The sequence below is a fragment of the Arthrobacter sp. Hiyo1 genome, assembly GCF_001263615.2.
GTDB lineage: Bacteria > Actinomycetota > Actinomycetes > Actinomycetales > Micrococcaceae > Arthrobacter.
In genome coordinates, this window is sequence record NZ_DF952474.1 from 330492 (window position 1) to 333747 (window position 3256).

Below are 3256 nucleotides of genomic sequence, written 5' to 3' on the forward strand. Positions count from 1 at the left end.
GACCACCCCAGCCCACGAGACCAACGAACCCCACGAGACCCCCTGGAGCCTCTGGGAAGTCTTCGTCCGTTCCAGCCGCGGCCTGTCCCACGTCCACGCCGGATCCTTGCATGCTCCTGACGCGGCGATGGCGCTGCGCAACGCCCGTGATCTGTACACGCGCCGCAACGAAGGCGTGTCCATCTGGGTGGTTCCGGCCGATGCTATTTCCTCGAGCGACCCCGATTCGAAGGGTTCCTTCTTCGAGTCCCCGCAGGGCAAGGACTACCGCCACGCGACGTATTACACCAAGAGCGAAGGCGTGAAGCACCTGTGAGCACGCCCGCAAACGAACACGAAAACAACCCGGACTTCGCCATCGAGGGCCACGGCGACATTTCCGTCGGCGTCAAAGGCGCGGGTGCTTCCGGAGACGGTTCGGCAAGCGCCACGCGCATCACGCCCGGGAACGCCCTGCGCCCGGAGGACATCGCCCTCGAAATCCGCAAGGGACAAGTCAAGCCAAGCGAAGACGTCGCGGAATACGCCCTGCGCATCGGCGACGACGGCCTGATCCTGGCCCAGCGCCTGGGTCACTGGATCTCCCGCGCACCCGAGCTCGAGGAAGACGTCGCCCTGGGCAACATCGCGCTCGACCAGCTCGGCCACGCCCGTTCCTTCCTCACCTACGCCGGAGCGGCGTGGGACAAGTCCGAGGACGATCTGGCGTACTTCCGCCGGGAGCACGAGTTCCGTTCCGCGCACCTGTTCGAGCAGCCCAACGGGGACTTCGCCGTCACCATCGCCCGGCAGTTCATCGTGAGCTACTACCAGTTCGAGCTCTACAAACGGCTAACCGGCTCGAGCGACAAAACCATCGCAGCCATCGCGGCGAAGGCCCTCAAAGAGGTCGACTACCACCGCGACCACAGCGCCCAGTGGGTCCTCAGGCTTGCCGGCGGCACGGAAGAATCCCGCCGTCGTATTGTCCAGGCTTTCAAGCTCGTCTGGCCATACGTGGAAGAACTCTTCGAAGACGACGAGCTCACGGCCCGCCTCGCGGAAAGCGGAGCAGGCGTGCAGCTTCCAGCCTCCGCGCGGACTTCGACCGGCTCACGGGCGAGATCCTGGGCGAAGCCGGCCTCGATGCCGCTTCGGGGGGCGAACTCAGCCTCGAACGGATCCCGCAATCCTTGGGTGGCGGCCGCCAGGGCAAGCATTCCGAGCACTTGGGTTACCTGCTTGCCGAGATGCAGGTGCTGGCCCGCGAACATCCCGGTGCAAGCTGGTGACGGTGGACATGTTCGTTCATGACACCAGCGCCAGGACCGCGCAGGTCAAGACTCAGCAAACCGCCGAGCAGAAGGCCTGGGGGATTGCCGCCACGGTCTGCGATCCGGAGATTCCCGTCCTCACCATTGAGGATCTGGGGATCCTCCGCAATGTCCAACTGTTCGACGACGGCGGGCTGGTCCCCGCGGTCCAGGTCACCATTACGCCGACCTACTCGGGCTGCCCCGCGATGGACGCCATCCGCGACGACCTCAAGACCGCGTTCCACAAAGAGGGCTACCCGAGCGTCTACGTCGAGCTCGTCCTGGCCCCGGCATGGACCACGGACTGGATGACCGAGCACGGCAAGGCCAAGCTGCAGGAATACGGCATCGCCCCTCCGAGTGGCAGGGCGGCCGCCGGCGGCCACTCAGGCCCGGTAAGGCTCCAGCTCGCCGTGAAATGCCCGCAGTGTTCTTCGCTGAACACCAAGGAACTCACCCGCTTTGGTTCCACGTCCTGCAAGGCGCTCTTCGTCTGCCAGGACTGCAAGGAACCGTTCGACTACTTCAAAGTCCTGTAAGGAATCCGACATGCCCGTTGTCCGCCAGACCGCAGCCGAACAAGCGCAGGCCACCGGCCGCCGTCGTGCGTCTTTTCATTCCCTCAGCGTTTCGGAAGTCCGCCGCCTGACTGACGACGCCATCGAGGTCACGTTCGATGTCCCGGCTGAGCTCGCCGGCCAGTATGACTACCTTCCCGGCCAGTACGTGGCCCTGCGGACCACGCTTCCTGACGAGAGCGGGGAGCCGCACGAGGTCCGCCGCAGCTACTCCATCTGCGCAGAGCCGCGCAGCTTCGCGGACGGCAGCAGCGAGATCCGCGTGGCCATCAAGAAGGACCTGGGCGGCATCTTCTCCACATGGGCGAACGCGGAGCTCAGGGCCGGCGACACCCTGGACGTCATGAGCCCCATGGGCGCGTTCATTTCGAAGCATGGCAAGGACGGCAAGACTGTCCAGCAGAACGTCATGAACTCGATGAACAATCCGGAGAACATGGCCAGCGAGCTCTCCGACGCCGGTTCCTTCGTGGCCATTGCCGCCGGCTCGGGCATCACCCCGGTGATCGCGATCGCCCGCACGCTGCTGGCCGCGAACCCGGGCACCCGCTTCGACCTGATCTACGCCAACAAGGCCGCCATGGACGTCATGTTCCTCGAGGAATTGGCGGACTTGAAGGACAAGTACCCGTCGCGATTGGCGCTGCACCATGTGTTGTCGCGCGAGCAGCGCATTGCGCCGCTCATGACGGGCCGTATCGACGCCGAGAAGCTGCAGCAGCTGCTGGGCACCGCCATCCATGCGCAGGATGTGGACGAATGGTTCCTGTGCGGTCCGTTCGAGCTGGTCCAGCTGTGCCGGGATACCCTCGCTGCCCGTGGCGTGGAGCCTGAACACGTCCGCTTTGAGCTCTTCACCACCGGCCGCCCGGACCGCCCAGAGGGCAACGCCGGCCGGCCCGTTGTGGAGGACGAGTCGAAGGACACCTTCAAGATCACCTTCAAGCTGGATGGTTTGACGGGCGATGTCGCCAGCCCCACCCACGCGCGGGAATCCATCCTTAACGCGGCTTTGCGCGTCCGCCCGGACGTCCCCTTTGCGTGTGCCGGTGGCGTGTGCGGCACGTGCCGCGCCAAACTGGTCTCCGGGACGGTCAGCATGGACGAGAACTACGCCTTGGAGCAGGATGAGTTGGACAAGGGCTACGTGCTGACGTGCCAGTCCCACCCCACGAGTGAATCCGTCACGGTCGATTTCGACGTCTAAGGAATATACGAATGATCGAGCTCTCCATCGCCAACGGCATCGCCGAAATTGTCCTCAATGCCCCTGAAAAGCTGAACTCGCTGGACGAGGCGGCGCTCGCGGAACTGGATAGGGCGTACGACGACGCCGCTGCCGCCGCCTCCCGCGGGATGGTGCGGGCGCTGCTCCTCCGCGGA

3 protein-coding genes and 2 pseudogenes are annotated in these 3256 nt (G+C 65.0%); all 5 read left to right on the plus strand.

Going from position 1 to position 3256, the window contains the following annotated elements; all coding sequences use genetic code 11:
- On the plus strand, positions 1–316 hold a 316-nt coding region (gene paaB / locus AHiyo1_RS18830; protein ID WP_059389570.1), incomplete at its 5' end, for a 1,2-phenylacetyl-CoA epoxidase subunit PaaB.
- Positions 313–1271 (plus strand): annotated as a pseudogene (paaC, locus tag AHiyo1_RS18835) (1,2-phenylacetyl-CoA epoxidase subunit PaaC). The gene paaB and the pseudogene paaC, both read left to right, overlap by 4 nt.
- An 8-nt stretch (positions 1272–1279) precedes the next feature.
- Positions 1280–1834, plus strand: a complete 555-nt coding sequence (paaD, locus tag AHiyo1_RS18840; protein WP_059389572.1) for a 1,2-phenylacetyl-CoA epoxidase subunit PaaD — start codon at positions 1280–1282, stop codon at positions 1832–1834.
- Between the two features lie 10 nt (positions 1835–1844).
- Positions 1845–3080 (plus strand): 1,2-phenylacetyl-CoA epoxidase subunit PaaE, encoded by a 1236-nt coding sequence (gene paaE / locus AHiyo1_RS18845; protein WP_059389571.1) that lies wholly within the window; start codon positions 1845–1847, stop codon positions 3078–3080.
- A gap of 11 nt (positions 3081–3091) precedes the next feature.
- Positions 3092–3256 (plus strand): annotated as a pseudogene (locus tag AHiyo1_RS27280) (enoyl-CoA hydratase/isomerase family protein); the annotation flags it as partial.

Bases quoted from the DNA above. Each gene is read 5' to 3' on its own strand.
- paaE (WP_059389571.1), top strand. From the start codon at position 1,845: ATGCCCGTTGTCCGCCAGACCGCAGCCGAACAAGCGCAGGCCACCGGC.
- paaD (WP_059389572.1), top strand. From the start codon at position 1,280: ATGTTCGTTCATGACACCAGCGCCAGGACCGCGCAGGTCAAGACTCAG.